15 protein-coding genes, 1 tRNA gene and 2 pseudogenes are annotated in these 19,044 nt (G+C 70.6%); 7 read left to right on the forward strand and 11 right to left on the reverse strand.

All coding sequences use genetic code 11. The features are described from left to right. From JL475_RS39880 to JL475_RS09500, 3 genes are all read left to right on the forward strand, one after another. On the forward strand, positions 1-183 hold a 183-nt coding region (locus JL475_RS39880), incomplete at its 5' end, for a hypothetical protein (protein ID WP_237406715.1). 64 nt (positions 184-247) lie between these two features. Further along, positions 248-1,441, forward strand: a complete 1,194-nt coding sequence (locus JL475_RS09495; protein ID WP_237406717.1) for a hypothetical protein — start codon at positions 248-250, stop codon at positions 1,439-1,441. A gap of 142 nt (positions 1,442-1,583) precedes the next feature. After that, a complete protein-coding gene (locus JL475_RS09500) occupies positions 1,584-2,024 on the forward strand; it encodes an ATP-binding protein (protein ID WP_202277011.1) in 441 nt (146 codons plus the stop codon). Positions 2,025-2,078: 54 nt separating this feature from the next. Here JL475_RS09500 and JL475_RS09505 read toward each other — a convergent pair whose 3' ends face one another. The 4 genes and pseudogenes from JL475_RS09505 to JL475_RS41685 form a co-directional block, all read right to left on the reverse strand. Then, a complete protein-coding gene (locus tag JL475_RS09505) occupies positions 2,079-2,318 on the reverse strand; it encodes a DNA/RNA helicase domain-containing protein (RefSeq protein WP_237406736.1) in 240 nt (79 codons plus the stop codon). After that, positions 2,295-2,495, reverse strand: a pseudogene (locus tag JL475_RS09510) (ATP-binding protein); the annotation flags it as partial. The pseudogene JL475_RS09510 and the gene JL475_RS09505, both read right to left, overlap by 24 nt. Before the next feature lie 340 nt (positions 2,496-2,835). Next, positions 2,836-4,956 carry a LamG domain-containing protein gene (locus tag JL475_RS09515; RefSeq protein ID WP_202277012.1) on the reverse strand — a complete coding sequence of 707 codons (2,121 nt, stop codon included), beginning with the start codon at positions 4,954-4,956 and terminating at the stop codon, positions 2,836-2,838. Between the two features lie 233 nt (positions 4,957-5,189). Further along, positions 5,190-5,630: pseudogene (locus tag JL475_RS41685) on the reverse strand (VOC family protein); the annotation flags it as partial. 94 nt (positions 5,631-5,724) lie between these two features. On the opposite strand from JL475_RS41685, the gene JL475_RS09525 reads away from it, so the two are divergent. Next, positions 5,725-7,329, forward strand: coding sequence for an acyl--CoA ligase family protein (locus JL475_RS09525; RefSeq protein WP_202277013.1), 1,605 nt, complete (start codon positions 5,725-5,727; stop codon positions 7,327-7,329). A gap of 144 nt (positions 7,330-7,473) precedes the next feature. Here the strand turns inward: JL475_RS09525 and JL475_RS09530 are convergent, their stop codons facing one another. From JL475_RS09530 to JL475_RS09540, 3 genes are all read right to left on the reverse strand, one after another. Next, positions 7,474-8,124 carry a YceI family protein gene (locus JL475_RS09530; protein ID WP_202277014.1) on the reverse strand — a complete coding sequence of 217 codons (651 nt, stop codon included), beginning with the start codon at positions 8,122-8,124 and terminating at the stop codon, positions 7,474-7,476. 284 nt (positions 8,125-8,408) lie between these two features. Further along, on the reverse strand, positions 8,409-9,317 hold the full coding sequence (gene rbsK, locus JL475_RS09535; RefSeq protein WP_202277015.1) for a ribokinase: 909 nt from the start codon (positions 9,315-9,317) through the stop codon (positions 8,409-8,411). Continuing rightward, a complete protein-coding gene (locus tag JL475_RS09540) occupies positions 9,314-10,354 on the reverse strand; it encodes a LacI family DNA-binding transcriptional regulator (RefSeq protein WP_307825006.1) in 1,041 nt (346 codons plus the stop codon). Before JL475_RS09540 ends, rbsK begins: the two co-directional genes overlap by 4 nt. A 468-nt stretch (positions 10,355-10,822) precedes the next feature. On the opposite strand from JL475_RS09540, the gene JL475_RS09545 reads away from it, so the two are divergent. The 3 genes from JL475_RS09545 (at position 10,823) to JL475_RS09555 (ending at position 14,963) form a co-directional block, all read left to right on the forward strand. Then, on the forward strand, positions 10,823-11,770 hold the full coding sequence (locus JL475_RS09545) for a nucleoside hydrolase (RefSeq protein ID WP_109379629.1): 948 nt from the start codon (positions 10,823-10,825) through the stop codon (positions 11,768-11,770). Beyond that, complete coding sequence (locus tag JL475_RS09550) at positions 11,767-13,209, forward strand: MFS transporter (RefSeq protein ID WP_202277017.1); 1,443 nt, start codon at positions 11,767-11,769, stop codon at positions 13,207-13,209. The genes JL475_RS09545 and JL475_RS09550 overlap by 4 nt, the downstream gene beginning before the upstream one ends. Before the next feature lie 344 nt (positions 13,210-13,553). Continuing rightward, on the forward strand, positions 13,554-14,963 hold the full coding sequence (locus tag JL475_RS09555; protein ID WP_202277018.1) for an MFS transporter: 1,410 nt from the start codon (positions 13,554-13,556) through the stop codon (positions 14,961-14,963). A gap of 158 nt (positions 14,964-15,121) precedes the next feature. On the opposite strand, the gene JL475_RS09560 is transcribed toward JL475_RS09555, so the two are convergent. The 4 genes from JL475_RS09560 to sucC all read right to left on the reverse strand — a co-directional run bounded on the left by JL475_RS09560 (position 15,122) and on the right by sucC (position 18,997). Further along, a tRNA-Leu gene (locus JL475_RS09560) sits at positions 15,122-15,206 on the reverse strand. Between the two features lie 130 nt (positions 15,207-15,336). Next, positions 15,337-16,893 (reverse strand): aldehyde dehydrogenase family protein, encoded by a 1,557-nt coding sequence (locus JL475_RS09565; RefSeq protein WP_202277019.1) that lies wholly within the window; start codon positions 16,891-16,893, stop codon positions 15,337-15,339. 77 nt (positions 16,894-16,970) lie between these two features. Further along, the gene (sucD, locus tag JL475_RS09570) at positions 16,971-17,855 is read right to left on the reverse strand and encodes a succinate--CoA ligase subunit alpha (RefSeq protein ID WP_202277020.1); all 885 of its coding nucleotides are present in this window, start codon (positions 17,853-17,855) and stop codon (positions 16,971-16,973) included. Positions 17,856-17,866: 11 nt separating this feature from the next. Beyond that, on the reverse strand, positions 17,867-18,997 hold the full coding sequence (gene sucC / locus JL475_RS09575; protein ID WP_202277021.1) for an ADP-forming succinate--CoA ligase subunit beta: 1,131 nt from the start codon (positions 18,995-18,997) through the stop codon (positions 17,867-17,869). Between the last annotated feature and the right edge of the window lie 47 nt (positions 18,998-19,044).

Genomic DNA, 19,044 nt, shown 5'->3' on the forward strand with positions numbered 1-19,044 from the left:
GCTCCAGCTCGAACACGGCCGCACCACCTGAACGAAGATCACGAAACGTCACGAATGGTTACCGAGAAGGATTCAGTGCTGTTCACGGTGCCCAACCGACTCGGGGTTGCCTGGTGTGTGACGCAGTTGACCGCGGTGAAGGCGATCACGACGGAGGTCCACACAACGGCACCAACCGCATGATGACGCGCTAGGGTTTGCAGCTCACGGGACATCCGTCGACAGATGTGCCGGTTACTGAGTCACCATGTTGAGACGTCAGCGGGGTTGTCCGAACCAGGCGACCTGGCTACACGCTGAACCGCCCGGGGGGGCCATCATGACCGAAACTCCGGTTGACACTGCCGACACCGACGGCGACGAAGACGCCGACCGGAAGGTCGTCGAGCAAGAACAGGACGAGATACGAGAGTTCGTCAAAGGCCTGAGCGCGGACGATATCAAGTCCGGCAACTGGTTCACCAAGCTCAGTGCTCAGGCCATGAACTCCTACACCGCCAAGGTCGACTGGCAGTACTTCCAGGAGCGGTACGCGGGCGTACCCGCGGACGGCATCGTCGAACAGCGGATCAAGATGGCGGCCCGGTACGCCGCGCTCGAAGGCGGGCTCTCCGCCGGGGCCTACACGGCAGCCGTCGCCGCCACCATCGGAAGCCTTGGTGGCGCCTCGCCGGCGACTGTGCCGGCCGCCGTCGCGACCATGATGGTCGATGTCGCGTTCACCACCCGGCTCCAACTCCGCCTGGCCTACGACGTCTCAGTCCTCTATCGGGTCCCGCTCGACCTGTCCGATCCCGATGACATGTGGAAGCTCATTCGCGTGGCCTTCACGATCAAGAGCGGGGAAGTGGCCCGGGAAGGCGTGGTCAAGGCAGTCCCGGTCATGGTCCGGCCGGTGATCAAGCGCTTCTACTCCGGAGGGGTACTGACCGCCGCGAAAGGGCTCCCCGTCGTCGGTAAGCATCTCCTGCAGCGCAACGTCATCAAGATCGGTATCCCCCTGGTCGGCGTTCCCCTCGCGGCGCTGCTGAACCGCTATACGACGCTGCTCGCGGGCCGACACGCGCAGGCCGTCTTCCGGAACGAGGCGCGGGTGATCGAACTCGCAGAGAATCTGAGCAAGAGCAGCCGGCACCCGCAGTTGATGCTGTGGGTCGCGTGGCTCGTCATCAGGGCGAACCGCAAGATGGCCGACGATGAGACGCTGTTGATGCGGCACCTGGTGAGGGTGGTCCGGGAGCAGCATCAGGTGGTCGACGAACAGCTTGCTCAGCTTGTCGACATCGACCCCGCGGAGGTGTGGCGGCGGATAGACGCCGAGTCGGGGGATCTGAGCGACATCGTCGACGCGGCCGAGCGGGTGGCCGCCGTGGACGGTGACGTCAACGCGCGTGAGAAAGCCGTCATCTCCGAGCTTCGAGACCACTGCAACCGGGTCTGACTCCGCCCTGCCCTACCGAAGAGTGCGGTGGCTCACCAGTTCTACCGGCCGCCGCACTCTCCACCAGGCGCCTCCGTACGGTGACTCCCCGTACGCGGCGAGCTGCCGGCACCCGGCGCCCCACGCCCGTCACCGTGTCCCCATGAACGCAGCAACGCCCCAGCTCCCCACCGCCGTACGGACGTTCACGCAGCAGTTGTCGTCCACCCGCCGGGGTGCCCGTCTCGCCCGACTCCTCACCTACGAGCAGTTGCGCACCTGGCAGACGTCACCCGACGTCACCGATCGTGCCGAACAGATCGTCGCGGAACTCGCCAGCAACGCGGCGCTGCACCGCCGGGTCCAGGGCCGCGACTTCCGGCTCACCCTCACCCACGACCCGGCCGCCGGTCTCCTCCGTATCGCGGTCACGGACGCGTGCGGGAACCAACTGCCCTCACCCTTCCCCGTGACGGACTTCGCCACGCCACCGCACAGCGAGTCGGGCCGCGGCCTGCTCATCGTCACCGCCCTCGCCGACCGCTGGGACACGGAACCGTATCCGCCCTCCGGCAAGACTGTCTGGGCCGAGTGCGTGGGATGAAGAGGCAGGGCTTCGGGTCAGCTGCTCAGGCTTGAACGGGGCCGGGGACCAGCGTCAGCGGTAGTCGGCGAACATGCGGGCACCGTAGCCTTGGGAGCGACGGGCTTCCAGGAACGCCTCCATCTCCTGCGGGCTGTCGGCGACCAGTAGTTGCATGCGTCTGTCGGGTTCCTGGACGACCGGGCCGCCGGACTCGAGGCCAAGGAGCCTGACCACCCAGCGGAGGTGGGCGTCGCTGCCGCCGCACCGGGTGCACTCCGGCGAGCACGAGACATCGGCGCGCTTGCTGTTCAGCGGGAGGGCGTACTCGAGCATCATCTCCGCGTTGCCCGGACCCGCGTCGTTGAGCGCGGCGGCCGGAACGGGGAGGCTGCGTTCCCAGGAGCGGATCTCCGAGGTGCCGGGCCGGTAGCCGCGCATGTGGACGAACTGGTCGGTGAGGTGCAGGAACAGCGAACCGTCGAACGCCATGACGGCGACCGTTTTCGCGGACGCGCGGAACAGCGAGGACTTCTCCCAGACAGCACGAAATGACTCGTGCGGGTGGGGGGATGTCCTTCGAGACTCCACCAGGGTGGAGCGGAAGCCCGTCGGGCCGCGTTGACGACGCGTCCGAGATTACCTGGCGGCACTGACAACCGTGCAGGTGACCTGGAGCGGGAAAGGTGTCACCGCGACCACGCCCCGGAAACCGGGCACCGCACGGCTGTCGGCCCACTGGGCATCCGATCGGACTACCAAGTGGGCCGGGGCCTGGGGGACATATGGGAGGAGCGGGGTCGGGAACAGTCGGAGGATGCTCCCGCGGACCTCAGTAGAGGTAGGCGAACGACTTCGCCTGGGACGCGGTGAGGGCCCCGCTGAAGACGCGGACGGTGTCCGCCCCGCCGTGGAAGTGCTCGCCCCAGCCGCCGTCGGCGGTGTGGCCGCGGCCGATCTGAAGCGGGCCGGGAGCGCTCCAGGAGGCGTTGAACTCCGTGGTGGCCACCGCCTCGCCCCTGACGTACAAGGTGATGTGGCCCTCGGAGTCGTCGTACACGACGACCACTTCGTCGGTGTGGGACGTAGGAGCGCCAGGCCCGGCGACAACGGTCTCCGCGGCGCCCGGTTCGCTGCTGCCGGTGACGACCAGCTGCCACTCGGACGCGGCCGGGTCGTAGCGGACCTTGAAGGCGTCGCTGTCGGAGTCGCCCTGGGACAGGACGGTCATCGGCCGGTCGGGGGTGGTGTCGGCGAAGCGGACCCGCAGGCCCGCGCTGAAGCTGTCGGCGGTGTCGACGACGGGGCCGGCTGTGGCGGCGTAGTCGTCCGTGCCGTCCAGGGCGAGGTGGTCGTCGCCGTCGAGGGCGCCCGCCGGGAAGTCGACGCACTCGGGGTCTTCGAGGCAGGCGTCGTAGTCGGGGGTGTAGAAGCCGGCGCCGCCGTGCAGGGTGAGCGGCTTGTCGCCGTCCCGGTCGGGGATCACACCGTCATCGGTCCGCTCGATGTCCCAGGCGGCGACCAGTTCGGCGGGTCGGGAACCCAGCCTCTCGATCTCCTTGCGGGACACGACCCGGTCCCAGACGCGGACGTCGCCGATCTCGCCCTGCCAGCGCGCACCGGCGTCGCCGCGGGCGCGGCCGATCTGGAAGGCGCCGGGGGCGGTCACCGGGGCGACGCCGGCCTTGGAGGCGACCTCCTTGCCGTTGACGTAGAGGCGCAGGGTGTCGTCCTCGGTGTCGTACAGGCCGGTCAGGTGGGCCCAGCCGCCGGCGGAGGCGCTGCCGCCGGTGAGGGTGGTGGCGCCGTAGCGGAAGGCCCAGGCGGCCGGGGAGTCCGCGGTCGGGCGCAGGCCGAGGGTGAAGGCCGAGGTGCCGTCGGCGGCGTCCTGGCTGGCCACCGTCATCGGGGAGTCGGTGGCGGCGGGGCGGACCCAGGCGGAGAGGGCGAAGGTCCTGGCGGTGTCCGTCGCGGGGGCGTCCGGGGTGAGGTAGCTGTTGCCCCGGCCGTCGAGGGTGACGGTGGAGGTGAGGTCGGTGCGGGAGGGTGCGGGGGCGCCGAAGACGACGCCGTCCTCGGCGCGGGCCACGGGGCCGGCCTCGGCGGTGGCGTTGTCGGCTCCGGCCGGATCGGCGAGCGTCCAGTGGGCGACGGGGGCGCGGCCGGCGGCTACACGCATCCAGTGGGTCGTCTGGGAGCTGGACCGCCCGGCCCGGTCGACGGCGCGGACCTCCAGGTAGTAGGGCCCGCTGTCCTCCGGCATCCACCGGACGGTGACCGGTCCGCCCGGTTCCTCGGGCCGGACCCGCTTGGTTCCGGAGCCGAGGACGGAGTAGACGTACTCGACGACGTCCTCGGACGGGGAGTCGAACGTGAAGCTGCCGTAGACGCCGACGCCGTCGTGCCAGCCGCTGTCGTCGTCCGGGTACTGCTCCGAGACGACCGTCGCCGGCTCGGGGTTGACCGTGTCGATGACGAACCGGCAGGTGATGCCGGGGGACTCGTCGCTCCAGGCGGAGGTCGCGCCCTCGTCGTCGACGGCCCGGACATGCCAGGAGACGACGGTGTCGGCCGGGAGGTCGGAGGGGGTCCGCCACAGCCGGGTGATCGGGGAATGCACGATCCCGGAGGTGTAGGTGCGGCGCTGTTCGGCTCCGTCGCCGTCGGTCCACCAGGCCTCGAACTCGGCGCCGGCCCCGTTGGTCTCCCCCTCCTGGTTGTCCTCCGTCGTGTCCTCGACGACGGCCCGGAGTTCGGGCGCGCGGGGGACGTGGACGGGCTCGGCGGAGCAGGCCTTGGTCCAGTCGACGGTGAGGGTGTCGATGCTCGGCCGAAGCGGCGGAAGGTTCTCCCCGGCCGCCGTGGCGATGCCCGGGGTGGCGGCGAGCAGCACGGCTGCCAGTCCCGTGGCCGCGGCGGCGGTTCTGGCACGCCGGCCGGAATGCGGATTCATGCGGTGGGTCCCCCCTGTTTCGGTTGTCCGGTCCCGCGCGGGGGCGGTTCGCCGCCCTTCGGTTCGCGCAGGGGCCACGCGGACACCAACAGCTGTCATGCTCACCATCAGTCGCGGGCTGCACGACTATAGGGCGCTCTCCGAACGCGTTCAAAACGATTTCCGGTCCGGCGCGCAAGGCCCGTCACCGCAACCCGCCGCGCGCGGCGGGGCATGCCCGCGGAGCACCGCTGCTCGCTGTGCGCGATCTGGATCAGGTTGCCGCAGGTGTCGTCCAGGACCGCGGTGGTGACCGGGCCCGTTTCCAGCGGCTCCTGGGTGAAGTGCGTCCCGAGCCCGCGCAGCCGGCCGAGCTCCGCGTGTACGTCGTCCACGGCGAAGGAGGTGGCCGGGATGCCGTCCTTGACCAGGGCCGTCCTGTACGGCTTCACCACGGGGTGGCCGGAGGGCTCCAGCAGCAGTTCGGTCCCGTCGGGAGCCTCCGGCGGACCGCGGTGGCCCCGGTACGAGGGTGCCTGCACCGAGTCCACGACCTGCCTTCTCACCGGTGACGACCCACCTGATGACCATGCCGATGAGGAACGCCCCCGGACTTCCCCCGGCGACGCTCCCGGCAATCCCCCGGCCGGGCCGGTCAGTCCACCGTCACGAATGGCCGACACCACTCGGATCATGTCCCTTGCTTGCTCTTGACCGCGACCGGATCCCTGGCGTTGGATGATCTTCTTGAGTCAATTGCCCCATAGAGTCTTCGGAAAGTGGACCGCCATGCCCGAGACGTTCGTGACGCCGCTCACTCCCCTGTCGTTCCTGGAGAGATCGTCCGAGGTGTGGGCGAACAAGGTCGCGGTCCTGGATGACGACCGCAGCCTCACCTACGCAGAGCTCGGTGAGGAGGCCATGGGCGTGGCCCTCGGTCTGCGATCCCTGGGGCTGGAACCCGGTGACCGGGTCGCCTGCCTGCTCCCGAACAACTCGCCCATGCTGGTCGCCCACTTCGCGGTTCCCCTGGCGCGGTGCGTGCTCGTGGCCGTGAACACCCGCCTGTCCGCGGAGGAGATCCGGTACATCCTGGAGCACTCGGGCTCACGGATCCTCATCGCCGACCGGGGGTTCGAGGACCTCGCCCTCGGGGCCCTCGCCGGTGACACGGACGTGGAGCATGTGGTGTGGGTCGGCGACGGGAGCGCACCGCAGGACCGGCGGTCGATGTCCTACGAGGACCTGCGCGCGCGAGCCGCGGGCGGTGATCCTCTGACGTGGACGGTGGAGGACGAGAACTCCGTCATCTCGATCAACTACACGTCCGGCACCACCGGCCGCCCCAAGGGCGTCATGTACACGCACCGTGGGGCGTACCTCAACGCACTGGGCGAAGCGCTCCACTCCGGCTTCACGAAGGACTCCGTGTACCTGTGGACCCTGCCGATGTTCCATTGCAACGGGTGGTGCACTCCCTGGGCGATCACGGCCGTCGGCGCTCGTCACGTGTGCCTGCGTGAAGTCCGGCCGGAGGTGATCTGGGAGCGCATCCGGAATGCCGGGGTGACCCATCTCAACGCCGCTCCGACCGTGATCACCTCGATCCTCAACGCGACGACGGCCGGTCGCCTGGAGACGCCGGTCCAGGTGACGACGGCCGGTGCGCCGCCGAGCCCGACCACGATCGGGCAGATGGAGGAGATGGGCTTCGCCGTCACCCACGTCTACGGCCTGACCGAGGTCTACGGCCCCTACGCGGTCTGCGAGGAGCAAGCCGAGTGGGCGGACCTCGAACCGCCGGAGAGGGCGCGCCTCATCGCCCGTCAGGGCGTCGGCATGATCCAGGCCGAGCGGGTCCGGGTGGTCGACCCCGAGATGAAGGACGTTCCCGCCGACGGCGTCACCATGGGCGAGATCGTCATGCGCGGGAACAACGTGATGAAGGGGTACTTCAAGGACGCGGAAGGCACGGCGAAGGCCTTCGCGGGTGGCTGGTTCCACTCCGGTGACCTCGGCGTGATGCACCCCGACGGGTACGTCGAACTGCGGGACCGCAAGAAGGACATCGTGATCTCGGGCGGGGAGAACATCTCGACGGTCGAGGTCGAGCAGGCGCTGATGAGCCATCCCGCCGTTCTCGAGGTGGCCGTGGTCGGCGTTCCCGACGAGAAGTGGGGCGAGCGTCCGAAGGCCTTCGTCATCCCCAGGGCAGGCCGGACACCGAGTCCGGAGGAACTGATCGCGCACGTGCGGAGCAGGATCGCGCACTACAAGGCACCACGAGAGGTCGTCGTCGTGCCGGAGCTGCCGAAGACGTCGACCGGCAAGATCCAGAAGTTTGTCCTCCGCGACGGGGAGTGGGCGGGACAGGACAAGCGGATCCAGGGCTGAAACGGCCGGCGGCCCGCAGTGCGCACTGCGGGCCGCGAGCAACGGCGCTCCGGTCCGGGGGACGGATCGGGTCCGGCGGGCTTCTTGCCGGTCATAGGGAAAGCGAGCGTCTCACGTGAGGCGGGCGGCTCGAGCCGGGCGCGGTCAGGACGCGCGGACCGCCGAGATGTCGAACTCGAGCTCGATCTCCTCGCTGACCATCAGGCCGCCGGTCTCCAGCATCGCGTTCCAGGTGAGGTCCCACTGGGAGCGGTTGACGACGGCCGTGCCGTCGAAGCCGATCCGCTCGACGCCGAAGGCGTCGACCACCAGACCCGTGTAGAGGAGGTCGATGGTGATCGGATGCGTGCGGTCCTTGATGGTGAGGGCACCCGTCATCTGGAAGCGGTCCTCACCGACCTGTTCGGTGTAGGTGCTGCTGAAGGTGATGGTCGGGTAGCGCTCGACGTCGAGGAAGTCGGCGCTGCAGAGGTGACGGTCGCGCTGCGCGACGCGGGTGTCGACGGTGGCCGTCCGGACGACCACCCCGGCTCCGGAGCGTTCTGGTCGTTCACCGTCCAGGCGGAGCCAGCCGTCGAAGCCGTTGAAGCTCCCCCGGACCCGGGTGACCATGGCGTGCCGGGCGGCGAACCCGATGGTGCTGTGCGACTGGTCGAACAGCCATTCCCCGGAGAGCCAGGCCCGGGTGTGGCCGGCATCGAACGTCCGGGCGCCGGTGTCCGTCGGCGGGGCCGGTGCCGGTGTCGGCTTGGTGTCGGCAGACCGTGCTTTGCCGAAGAGCGAGCGGAGGACCATCAGATCTCCCGGTGAGGGTGCATGACAGCCGTAGGTGCGGCTTCAGGAGACCGCTATTCAACAGGTGCAGAGCACACCAAAACGATCTTGGCCGGATTCTTTCTCAAGTTGAGATCTTCGGCGCGGGCCGGGACCGGCGGCAGGGCTGGAGGGGCCGCGACTTCGGCGGTCCGCCGTGAGCCGCGCCGAGGCCCGGGCGCGGACCCGGTGTGGATCCCGCGCGGGCGGACCTCGGCCCGTGCCACGGCAACGGTCTCCCCGGCGCCTCCCGCCGGAACGGTGCTTCAGCTGTTCCCGGTGTTCCCGGCGAGGAAGGCCTCCACCTCGTCGCGGCGGGCGAGGGAGGGCTGGGCGCCCGCCCGCGTGGTGCTGATCGCCGCGGCGGCGCAGGCCCAGCGGGCGGACTGCTCGAGGGTGCGGCCCTCCGCGAGGGCGACGGCGAGCGCGCCGCAGAAGGAGTCACCGGCGGCGGTGGTGTCCACGGGCCGGACGGAGAAGGCGGGGACGTGCAGGTGCGCGGTGCCCTCGAGGAGGAGCACCCCGTCGCCGCCGAGCGTGACGATCACCGCGCCCGCACCGGTCAGCTTCCGGGCCGCGGCGACGACCTCGTCGATCGTCTCCGGTACGGGCGTGCCGGTGAGGGCCGCCAGTTCCGTGCGGTTGGGGACCAGCACGTCGACGTGGGGCGGCGGGACGGCGCCGGCGACGGCGGGGGCCGGGTTGTACAGCACGATGCCGCCGGCCAGCCGTGCGGCGGCGTGGTTGGCCTCGTCCGGGACCTCCTGCTGGAGGACGGTCACGGCCGCCTTCCGCAGCACGTCCGCGGCGGCCTCGCAGTCGGCGGCGCCCAGGCGGGCGTTGGCACCGGGGCTGACGATGATGGTGTTCTCGCCGGCCGGATCGACCGCGATCAGGGCGCGGCCGGTCGCCGTGTCCGGGGTGCGGGTGATGTGGGTGGTGTCCACGCCCTCCTCCCGGACGGCGCCGAGCATGACGTCGGCCGCGTCGTCCTCGCCGACCCGGCCGACGAAGGCGACGTTCCCGCCGAGCCGGGCGGCGGCGACCGCCTGGTTGGCGCCCTTGCCGCCGGGGTGCTGGGCGATGCCCCCGCCGAGGACCGTCTCGCCCGGCACCGGGTGCTGGGGAACCGGTACGACGAGATCCAGGTTGAGGCTTCCGACGACTGCGATCACTGGTTTTCCTCTGAGGTGCGGGTACTGCCGGTGTCCTGCGCCGAGGCGGCGCGGGGCGCGCTGGAGGCGCGTACGACGAGTTCGGGGGCAAGCCGGACCGACCGTCGCGGTCCGTCCGGGTGCCCGTTCTGCTGCCCGGCCAGCCGGTGGCCGAGCAGGTGCGCGGCCTCGGTGGCCAGTGCGCGCACGGGCTGGCGGACGGTGGTCAGGGGCGGTTCGGCGAGGTCCGCCACGGGGACGTCGTCGAAACCGGTGACGGCGATCTCACCCGGGACGTCCACGCCGAGTTGCCGCAGCCGTCGCAGCGCGCCGACCGCGATGAGGTCGTTGGCGCAGACGATGGCGTCCGGCCGGGAGGGCAGGATCCGGTCCACAGCGGCCCGCCCCCACTCCAACGAGAAGTCGCCGAGTTCGACGCGGCCGGGGGCTTCCGGGTCCAGGGCACCGGCTCCCGCCTTGTACGCCGCGAGCCGCTCGACCGCCGCCGAGGCGGTTCCGGCCGCGCCCACGAAGCACGGGCGACGGCGGCCGGTGGCGGCCAGGTGGTCCAGGACGAGCGCCATGCCGGCGGTGTTGTCGGTCGCGACCGAGTCGGCGACGCCGGGCCCGCAGCCGCGGTCCAGCAGCACCAGGGGCACGTGGGCCGCCGCCATCGCCACCGCCTCCCGGCTGTGCGTCTCGTCGACGGGGATGACCAGCAGGGCGTCGACCTGCCGGTCCAGCAGGGCGGTGATCCGGGTCGCCTCGGTCTCCGGGTCGTCGTCGCAGTCGGCGAACAGCACGGCGCGGCCCTCGGCGTGCAGCGCGTGCTCCACCTCCCTTACGAGGGAGGGGAAGAAGGGGTTGGTGATCTGCGGCAGGACGAGGCCGATGGTGCCGGTGGCGCGGCTGCGCAGGGCGCGGGCGACCTGGTTGGGCCGGTAACCGAGACGGTCGGCCGCCTCCTTGACCCGGCGGGCGATCTCGGGTCCGACCGGACGGGTTCCGCCCAGCACCCGGGACACCGTGGCAACGGAGCAGCCCGATGCGCGAGCCACGTCCTTCAGTGTGACCTCGGCCACTGCCGAGCCCCCCTTCACTCGGTGCGACTCCGCTTCGCTCGCCGGGCTTTCGCCGGGCGGGAAGCGGCCTTCCGGGACTGTTTCCGGCAAACGTTATCACCTGGGATTGCCGATCTTCAGTCCATCCGCGGGGAGTCGTGAGATATCGGTCATTGACAACTGCGGCTTCCATAAGCCAGTTTTCTGGAGAACGTTTTCCCAAACCGTTTCCAAGGAGGTGCTCAGTGTTCACCCCGATCACCCCGATCGCCGTCGGCGCCAGTCGATCGCCCCGTGCCGCTGCCATCCCTCCGGTGACGGTGACGGAGACGGCCACCACCTCCGGCGCCGGGCGTACCAGCCGGCCCGCCCTCCGGTAGCAGCCCTTCTTCGGCGCTCCAGAGACCCGCTTCACCCCCTGTTCCACCCGTTTCACCTGTTCCGCCTTGAGCAAAGGGGCTCCCGATGGCCAAAAAGATCATCCTCGACTGCGACCCCGGGCACGACGACGCCATCGCGATGCTGCTGGCGCACGGCAACCCGGACATCGACCTGGTCGCCGTCACGACCGTGGTCGGCAACCAGACGCTGGAGAAGGTGACCCGCAACGCCCTCTCCGTGGCGCGCATCGCCGGGATCACCGGTGTGCCCTTCGCCGCCGGCTGCCCGCGGCCGCTGGTGCGGGCCATCGAGACGGCCCCGGACATCCACGGCGAGACCGGTCTGGACGGACCGGAGCTGCCCGAGCCGACCCTCGAGCTGGACCGTCGGCACGCCGTCGACCTCATCATCGACACGGTGATGTCGCACGAGCCCGGCGAGATCACCATCGTCCCGACGGCGGGCCTGACCAACATCGCCCTCGCCGCGCGCAAGGAGCCCCGCATCGTCGAGCGGGTCCGCGAGGTCGTCCTGATGGGCGGCGGCTACCACGAGGGCAACTGGAGCGCGGTCGCCGAGTTCAACATCATCATCGACCCCGAGGCCGCCCACATCGTCTTCAACGAGAGCTGGCCGGTCACCATGGTCGGTCTCGACCTGACGCACCAGGCCCTGGCGACGCCCGAGGTCGCCGAGAAGATCGCCGCGGTCGGCACCAAGCCCGCCAAGTTCGTCGGCGAGCTGCTGGACTTCTTCGGCGCCACCTACAAGGAGGCGCAGGGCTTCGAGCACCCGCCCGTGCACGACCCGTGCGCGGTCGCGTACGTGATCGACCCCTCCGTCATGACGGTGCGCAAGGCTCCCGTGGACGTCGAGCTCAGCGGTGGTCTGACCCTGGGCATGACCGTGACGGACTTCCGTGCCCCGGCCCCGGCCGACTGCCACACCCAGGTCGCGGTCGAGCTCGACCGCGAGCGGTTCTGGGACCTCGTGGTGGACGCCCTCGAGCGGATCGGTGACGTCGAGGCATGAGCGCACCCACCACCGTGAACCGGCCCGACGAGGTGTCGGGCCGCCGCACGACCCGGGTGGGCGTGCTGATGGTCGCGCTCCTCGCGGCCTGTTTCGCCTTCCAGCTCAACGCGAGCATGCTCAGCCCCGCGCTGAAGAACATCGAGGAGAGCTTCGGGGCCAGCTCGGCCGAGATCGGGCTCACCCAGACCGCGTTCTTCACCTCGGCGGCCCTGTTCTCGCTCTTCCTGCCGAGGCTGGGCGACGTCATCGGCCGGCGCAAGGTGCTGGCCGGCATGCTGGCGCTCATGGCCGTCGGCTGTGTCGTCGCCGCACTGGCGCCGAGCGTGCCCGTGCTGTTCGTCGGCCGCATCATCCAGGGTGTGTCCGGCCCGGTCGTCCCCCTCTGCCTGATCATGCTGCGGCAGGAGGTGCGCGAACCGAAGAAGTACGGCACCCTGCTGGGCGTGATCACCGCCGTCAACGGCGGCATCGCCGGTATCGACGCCCTCGCCGGGGGCTACCTCGCCGACAACTACGGCTTCCGGTCGGTCTTCTGGACGATGGCCGTCGTGGCGGTCCTCGCCGCCGTGATGGTCGCCACCCTGACCCCGGAGACCAAGGCGCCCAACGCGACCCGGATGGACTGGCCCGGTGTCGCGCTCCTCGTCGTGTCCGTCGGCGCACTGCTCACCGCGCTGAACGAGGCCGGCAAGCTCGCCGACGCCGACTGGCTCCTCGTCGCCGTCCTCATCGTCGTCGGCGCGGTCGCCTTCGCCCTGTTCTGGCGGACCGAGGACCGCAGCACGCACCCGCTGGTCGCCACCCGGCACCTGAAGCAGCGCTCGACCTGGGCGACCCTGCTGACCACCCTGCTCACCATGACGGGCGTGTTCGCCGTCATGAACGGCCTGATCCCGGCACTCGCCCAGGACGGGAACGCCGGGCTCGGCATGGGCGCCGAGCAGTCCGCGTGGTGGACCCTCACCCCGTACGCCCTGGCGGGCCTGGCCATGGGGCCGATCGCCGGTCGGCTCGCCGCCACCTTCGGGTACGGCCGCATCCTGCGGCTGGGGCTGATCGGGGCCGTGGCGGGCGTGCTCCTGATGATCCTCACGGTCGACTCCCAGTCCCGCGCCATGCTGCTGCTGACCTCGGTCCTGGTCGGTATCGCCTACGCGGGTGTGGCGAACATCGTGCTCAACGGGCTCGGCATCGTCCTGTCCCCCAAGGAGAACCCGGGCTTCCTGCCCGGCCTCAACGCGGGGGCGTTCAACCTCGGCGCCGGTCTCAGCTTCGCGCTGCTGTACGCGGTCAAGACCGCGGCCCTGCCGGACGACCCCACGTCGCCCGCCGACTACACCGCCGCCATGATCGCCGGAGTGGTCATCCTGGCCGCCGCCTTCGCGACGTCCTTCATGATCCCGAAGCCGGTGGAGGCCGAAGCGCGCGACGACTGAGTCAGCCCTTCCGGTACCGCCGCGACCCGGCGGCGGTCCGGTCCGGCGACCTGACGACGGCCTGCGGCACGGGCCCGGGGATTCCTCCCGGGTTCCGTGCCGCAGGCCGTTCGCCGTTCGCCCACCGACTGCTCCGGCCCGCCCCTGCGCACGCTCAGGACACCCGGCACCACGAATTCGTCCCACATCCTGATACGGGCTGACTGGCACATGAGATGTTTGAGAACCTTGAAGTGCCTGTACCGTACACACGGCTTTCCTCCGGGAAGGCGCCTGCTGTCGGGCGGGCCGCCGACGGCACACCGTCGGCGTCTGTTCTCCGCCCTCGTGCGAAAGACCGAGAAATGCCCGCACCAGCCACCAGCCCAGCCCCGGCGCCCGTCAACTCGCGGTCCCGTGTCCTCGTCGCGAGCCTCATCGGCACGACGATCGAGTTCTACGACTTCTACATCTACGCGACCGCCGCCGTCCTGGTCTTCCCCGCCCTCTTCTTCCCGAACAGCGACCCGACCACCGCGCTGCTGTCGTCCTTCGCGGTGTTCGGCGCCGCCATGGTCGCCCGCCCGATCGGCGCCGTCGTCTTCGGACACCTCGGCGACCGGCTCGGCCGCAAGGGCACGCTGGTGGCCTCGCTTCTCACCATGGGCATCGCCACGTTCCTCATCGGCATGCTGCCCACCTACGAGCAGGCCGGCTGGATCGCCACCGCGCTGCTGGTGCTGATGCGGCTCGCCCAGGGCTTCGCGCTGGGCGGCGAGTGGAGCGGCGCCGCGCTGGTCGCCACGGAGAACGCCCCGAAGAACAAGCGCGCCCTCTACGGCACGTTCCCGCAGCTGGGTGCCCCGCTCGGCTTCATCATCGGCAACGGCCTCTTCCTGATCATCGGCGCGCTGCTGCCGTCCGCCGCGGGCGCCGACCCGTCGCAGCCCTCCGAGGCCTTCCTGAGCTGGGGCTGGCGCATCCCGTTCCTGTTCTCGGCCGTGATGGTCGTGATCGGCCTGTGGGTGCGGATGCGCCTGGTCGAGGCGCCGGTCTTCTCCAAGACCCGGGAGGCCGGGCTGGTGCGGAAGCTGCCGCTGGCCACCGTCTTCCGCAACCACTGGAGGCAGCTGGTCCTCGGCACCTTCTTCATGCTGGCCACCTACGTGCTCTTCTACCTGATGACCACGTTCTCGCTGAGCTACGGCCGTACCGCGACGGACGCCGCCGTGCCCGGCCTGGGGTACAGCTACACCACCTTCGTCCTGATGATGATCTTCGGAGTGCTGTTCTTCGCCGCGTTCACCCTGATCTCCGGTCCGCTCGCCGACAAGTACGGCCGCCGCACCACCCTGATCTGGGTCACCGCCGCGATCCTGGTCTTCGGTCTGGTGTGGGTGCCGCTGATCGGCCTCGGCACGCTCGGCGTGGTGCTGTGGCTGGTGCTCGGCTTCACGCTGATGGGCATGACCTTCGGCCCGATGGGCGCGCTCCTGCCGGAGCTGTTCCCGACGAGCGTGCGCTACACCGGCTCCGGCATCTCGTACAACGTCAGCTCGATCCTCGGCGCGGCCGTCGCCCCGTTCATCGCGGTGGCGCTGTGGGAGGCCGGCGACGGCTCGCCCTGGCTGGTCGGCGTCTACCTCTCCGCGATGGCACTGCTGACCCTGGTCTCGCTGCTGATCGGCAAGGAGACCAAGGACACCGCCCTCGACGAGGGCGAGGCTGCCGCCGACACCGACCGGGACGAGACCCCCGTTACTACGGCTTCCTGAACCGTCCGGCGTTCCACCGCGGCCTCCTTCCCCCCTTGTCCTGGGGGAAGGAGGCCGCGGTGTTTTCTGTGCGGGCGCCGTCGGGCGGGGCCGTGGACGCACGAAAAAGGGCCACGACCATAAGGTCGAAGCCCTTGCATCCGTATCGTCACTACGAGTGTCCGAGGGGGGACTTGAACCCCCACGCCCGATAAAGGGCACTAGCACCTCAAGCTAGCGCGTCTGCCATTCCGCCACCCGGACCAGGTGTGCCGCCTTGTCAGGGGCGTTCCCCTCGGCGACGTGGACAACCATACCAAGGTTTCGCAGTGCCTTTCACCTGCGTTTCCGTGCCCCGGGCAGGGGTCCGGACCTGCCCGGGGCACGGGGCTCGTCAGGGCATGAGGTGGTACTCCGGGAAGTTGCCCGGCAGCCGCTCCCCCGCCGGCCCCTGCGTCACGGCGCGGACCAGCAACTCGCCGCCGACGAAGGCGCCGCGCCAGGAGGCGCCGAACCCGCCGAACAGTTCGTCCCGGTCACCGCGGGAGCGCGGGGTGCCGTGGCCGACCTTGAAGGCGCGGATCTGCGGGGCGAGCCGGTCGTAGGTGGCCCGGTCGTCCGTGGACAGCGTGGCCACCAGCGCGCCGTTGGACGCGTTCATGGCGGCCAGCAGTTCCGCCTCGGTGTCGACCAGGACGATCGTGTCGACCGGCCCGAACGGCTCCGCGTGGTACAGCGGCGACGACGGGGGCGGGTCCAGCAGCGTGACGGGCTGGACGTACGCCGAGGTGTCCTGGCCGGGCAGGAAGCGGGCGTCCGCCTCGTCGCCGTGGTGCAGCGGTACGGCGCCGCGGTCGACGGCCTCGGTGACCTGGTCGCGCAGCTCCTTCGCCTTGGCCGCGTTGATCACCGGCCCGAAGTCCAGCCGCGGGTGGGGGTCGTCGGGGTGCTCCACGGCGAGCGGGTGACCGATCCTGAGCGTGCACACCGCGGGGAGGTACGCGGCCAGGAACTCGTCGAAGAGCTGTCGCTGGACGACGAAGCGCGGATACGCCGTGCAGCGCTGCTTGCCGTAGTCGAAGAGCTTGGGGACGACCGCCGCGAGCGCGTCCCAGTCCGAGTGGTTCCAGATGCCCCAGGTGTTGAGCCCCTCCTGTTCGAGGATGTGCCGCTTGCCGAGGTCGGCGACGGCCGTGGCCACCGCGGCGCCGGTGTCGCGGCCGCCGACGAAGGAGACGCAGCCGATCTCGGGCGCCCGCAGCAGGGCCTCCGACAGCTCGCCCCCGCTGCCGCTGACGAGGGTGACGGGGATCCCCTCGCGGGCGGCGAGCGCCGAGGCCAGGGTCAGACAGGCGACGCCGCCGTCGGTCGGGGTCTTGGCGATGACCGCGTTGCCCGCCAGTGCCTGGACCAGCAGGGCGTGGACGAGCACGCTCATCGGGTAGTTCCAGCTCGCGATGTTGGACACCGGCCCGTCCAGCGGGGCCCGGCCGGCGACCATGGCGTCGATGCCGTCGACGTACCAGCGCACACCGTCGATGGCCCGGTCGACGTCCGCCTGGGCGAGCCGCCAGGGTTTGCCGATCTCCCAGACGAGGAGGAGGGCGAGCAGTTCGCGGTGTTCGGTGAGGGCGTCCAGGGTGGCGGCGACGCGTGCGCGGCGTTCCGGCAGCGGGACGTGCCGCCAGGCGCGGTGCTGGTCGAGCGCGGCGCGTACGGCGTCCCGGGCGGTGGCCCGGTCCAGGCGCGGCGGGCCGACGACGGGGCTGCCGTCGACGGGGCTGACGGCGGGCAGTGTGCTGCCGTCAGCCTGCCAGGCGGCGTTCCAGAGGTTGAGGACGCGGTCGTCCCGGAAGGCCTCGGGGGCGACGGCGAGGCAGCGTCGCCAGGCGTCGGTCCAGGAGGTGCCGGCTTTGAGGGTGAGGGTGGATGGGGTGAAGGTGGATGCCATGCGGTTCTCTCCGCTCTCGGTGCACAGTCGAGAGGAGGGGGCCCGGGGGGCCGCCCTTGGCTGGGGTTCGCTCTGGGTCACCGTCCGGCTTCGAGGACGGCGAGTACGTGTCGTGCCGTTTCCGTGGGTGTGCCACCCACCCGGACGCCGACGGCTTCCAGGGCGTCCTGCTTCGCCTGAGCCGTGCCCGAGGAGCCGGAGACGATCGCGCCCGCATGGCCCATGGTACGGCCCTCCGGTGCGGTGAAGCCCGCGATGTAGGCGACGACCGGCTTGGTGACGTGCTCGCCGATGTAGGCGGCCGCGCGTTCCTCGGCGTCGCCGCCGATCTCGCCGATGAGGACGACGACGTCGGTTTCGGGGTCGTCCTGGAAGGCGGCGAGGCAGTCGATGTGGGTGGTGCCGACGACGGGGTCTCCGCCGATGCCGACGCAGGTCGAGAAGCCGATGTCCCGCAGCTCGTACATGAGCTGGTAGGTGAGCGTGCCGGACTTGGAGACCAGTCCGATGCGGCCCGGCTTGGTGATGTCGGCGGGGATGATGCCGGCGTTGGACTGCCCGGGGGTGATCAGACCGGGGCAGTTGGGGCCGATGACCCGGGTGCCCTTCTGCCGTGCGTACGTGGTGAAGGCGACGGAGTCGTGGACGGGGATGCCCTCGGTGATGACGACGGCCAGGCCGATACCGGCGTCGGCCGCCTCCATGACGGCGGCCTTGGCGTGGGCGGGCGGTACGAAGACGACCGTGACGTCGGCTCCGGTCTCCTGTATGCCGTCGGCGACCGATCCGAAGACGGGCACCGCACGGTCGTCGAAGTCGACGCTCCGGCCGGCTTTGCGCGGGTTGACTCCGCCGACGACGTTCGTGCCGGCGGCGAGCATCCGCCGGGTGTGCTTCATGCCCTCGCCGCCGGTCATGCCCTGGACGAGGACCTTGCTCTCCTTGGTGAGGTGGATCGCCATGTTCCGTCTCCTCAGGCTGTGGCGGCGAGTCGGGCCGCGCGGTTCGCGGCGCCGTCCATCGTGGTGGCCTGTTCGACCAGCGGGTGAGCGCGCTCGTCGAGGATGGCGCGGCCCCGGGCCGCGTTGTTGCCGTCGAGGCGTACGACGAGCGGTTTGGTCAGCCGGACGGTGTCCAGGGCGCGGACGATGCCGTCGGCCACCGCGTCGCAGGCGGTGATGCCGCCGAAGACATTGACGAAGACGGATTTCACGGCCGGGTCGGAGAGGATGACGGACAGTCCGTCCGCCATGATCTGCGCCGACGCCCCGCCGCCGATGTCGAGGAAGTTGGCGGGGCGGGCTCCGCAGCCGGCGACGACGTCGAGGGTCGACATGACCAGGCCGGCGCCGTTGCCGATGATGCCGACCTCGCCGTCCAGTTTGACGTAGTTGAGGCCCTTCGCCGCCGCGGCTGCCTCCAGCGGGTCGTCGTGGGCCGAGTCCTCCGCTCCCCACCGGGCCTGCCGGAAACGGGCGTTGTCGTCGAGGGTGACCTTGCCGTCGAGGGCCATGATCCGTCCGTCGCGCGTGCGGACGAGCGGGTTGACCTCGACGAGCAGGGCGTCCTCGCGGACGAGGACCTCCCAGAGCCGGACGAGGACGTCGACGGTCTGCGGTGGGAGGCCCGCCGCCTCGGCGATGCGGACCGCGGTCGCCGAGGTGACGCCCTCGGCGGGGTCGACGGGGATGCGCGCGACGGCCTCGGGGCGGGTGGCGGCGACCTCCTCGATGTCCATGCCGCCCTCGGCGGAGGCGATGGCGAGGAAGCGGCCGGCGGCGCGGTCGAGGACGTAGGAGACGTAGAACTCCTCCTCGATCTCCACGGGCTGGGCCAGCATGACCTTGCCGACGGTGTGTCCCTTGATGTCCATGCCGAGGATCTGGCGTGCCGTCAGTTCGGCGGCGGCCGGGTCGGCGGCGATCTTCACTCCGCCCGCCTTGCCGCGTCCGCCGGTCTTGACCTGTGCCTTGACGACGACGCGGCCGCCGAGCCGGCGGGCGATCGCGCGGGCCTCCTTGGGCGCGTCGGTGACCTCGGCCTTCGGCACCACGATGCCGTGTTCCTCGAAGAGTTGCCTTGCCTGGTGTTCGTACAGGTCCATCTCGGCTCCTGTCTGCGCATGTCTGCGAAGTCGCCGGAAGGTCGCTG

This window comes from Streptomyces sp. M2CJ-2 (assembly GCF_016757295.1).
GTDB lineage: Bacteria > Actinomycetota > Actinomycetes > Streptomycetales > Streptomycetaceae > Streptomyces.